Annotated in this window: 2 protein-coding genes; both read right to left on the bottom strand. The window is 40.7% G+C overall.

The window, feature by feature from the left end; translation table 11 throughout:
* Positions 1-1,490 (bottom strand): phage portal protein (locus tag AB5287_RS09850; RefSeq protein ID WP_368221155.1); only part of this gene is annotated, 1,490 nt, incomplete at its 3' end.
* An 11-nt stretch (positions 1,491-1,501) separates the two neighbouring features.
* Positions 1,502-2,222 (bottom strand): PBSX family phage terminase large subunit (locus tag AB5287_RS09845; RefSeq protein WP_368221153.1); only part of this gene is annotated, 721 nt, incomplete at its 5' end.

The following is a 2,222-nucleotide window of genomic DNA, read 5'->3' as shown; positions in this document are numbered from 1 at the left end:
GGTGGTAGCTCACCATTGATTTCAGCAAGTTCTTTTGCTGCTTCATCCTCTGTGATGTTGAGGGTCTTTGCAATGCCTCTTTTCTGTGTCGCAAATCCAGCTGCAACCATTTTCATCCAGTAATCAAGCTCTGCGTGCCTATCAGTAAACACCCCATCATCAAGATTAACCGATATATCATCAAGTTCCGGAATGTTTCCTGTATAAATATTAACAGCTTTACCGAGTTCACACATTGAGATACAAAGCTCTTTAATAGACTGCTCAACAAGTGCTACAATGCTGTTTCTCATTTGATAGGTATCAGAGTTTTCGCTGACAATCTCAGTCGCTGTCTTGACCCCTTGACCGTCAAACGTAAACATACCACTAGACACCCCGATTTGCATTTCAAACAACTTCAATCCCTCTGAAATAGCTGAAATGTAATCAGATGACCTGATAGGCGTTGTGAGGTCAACAATACCGCCACTATCCATGTTTCCAGCCCCTACCTGCATATAAACATTTTGCTCTATATCAAAACGCCGTTTGAATGTAATAGAGCCGTCTTTATTCTGCACCTTTAGTTGTGTCAATTGTTCTGGCACGATTACTCGACGTTGACCCATCTTGATTTCCCACATGAACTCGTCATAAGTGCGATTGATAAAGTCAATAGTCGTTTTGGCGTTGTCAAAGATAGATAGACCTAACGGACTGTTAATATCTTTGTTGTTCATGCCGGGCGTTTTCAGATAAGTGAATAATGGGCGTGATAGGTCTTTCAGCACCGTTACGGGTTCAAGGTCTGGATAAAGCTCTTGCAAGTTCACACGCTGACCTAATGAACTATCTGTATTTGATTTGTATAGCTCATTAGTGATACGGTACAGGCTCTTGTCTTTTGTACTGCCTATATCGCTGCCATCTTTAGTTACCCACTCGTGAAACTCAACCAAAGTATAGTACACATTAGTTTTGCCCTCTGATTTGATGGTCTTTGTTAAAATTGCAGCACTTGATACATCTTGCGTGTTGCTTTGTAACGGCAAGAATACAGGCGCTTGAATAAATGCCACACGGATTTTATCACCATCCACGTAAGGGCGCATAGCAAGCCCACCAAGCGCCAAACAACTCTCAAGGTATCGCTCAAAGTTCTTGTTAAAGCGGTCATTAGCCAGCATATCATTCAAAAACTCATTCAGTGTTTCATCCTCTGCTGTAATTTCCGCTTGCTCATTGTAAACAAGGCTCGCAATCTTCTTCGCTGCTGTACGAGCGATTGGCAAGTGGTTCATTGGGCGGTGTTTTCTATCGCCATCCGTATTAACGTACTCAATAGCAGGCCATTTAGATTGGTAATAGGTCAAATTATGTTGAATACGGTTATATTCCTCTCGTGTAACAGCTATTTTTGGATGATCGAGAATGCTGCTTAGATTTGATGTTTGCATGTTATACCTCCCGCGACTGAAAAAGTCTTTTACTTTCTGAAATAGGCTCATGTCTGCCCTCCTTATGTGTTACCCACGCGCAATCCTAGTATTTTAGCATTATCTAATACAAAATACTGTGATGTATCGCATGTGTGATCGTCTTCTTTGATGACGTTAGGATTATCTGATTTGATAGTCTTTTCATCCCATCTGTACATCTTATGTTCCTCAATAAATATCTTGTTATTTTCTGTATCAAGGTAATAAAAGCGACCTTGTGCCAACAATGACTGAAAACTATCAATCATTGTTACCTTTTTGAGTTTAGCTACTGGATGCCATCTAATAGCAAAGTCAAGATACATTTGATTACGCAAAGCACCCTCTGCGCTGTCGATTGTGTATTGCAATACTGGTACTTTATACTTATCCACAATCCGATTGATAAAACTGTTAATATCTTGCGATAGCTGGCTGGGCGCTTTCTTGACAATTTGACCAGCTGGTGAATAGTACCACGTATCAAGTAAGATTACCTTACCTTTAGCTGTGATACCAAAAGCACATACAGCCGTTGCTGACTGTTGATGTCCTCCGTCAAGCGCAAATGAGATACCTATCAGCTTATCATCACTCGGCAAAGTCTCAATAGCGTGAAACGTGCTCATGTTATACACGTTGTTACCTAGTCCGACTGCCTCGCCTAAATACAAGTATCTGTAATAGTCGTAATCATTTTCTTTGATACGTTCTATATCTTCTAGCATCTGATCAGTTACAAAGCCTAATTCATCATCAAGA

Source organism: Bifidobacterium sp. RTP21102st3_E2_RTP21102_210122, assembly GCF_040916945.1.
GTDB classification, from domain to species: domain Bacteria; phylum Actinomycetota; class Actinomycetes; order Actinomycetales; family Bifidobacteriaceae; genus Bifidobacterium; species Bifidobacterium longum.
Note: the sequence above shows the minus strand (reverse complement) of the source record. Positions and strands in the feature narration are given on the sequence as shown.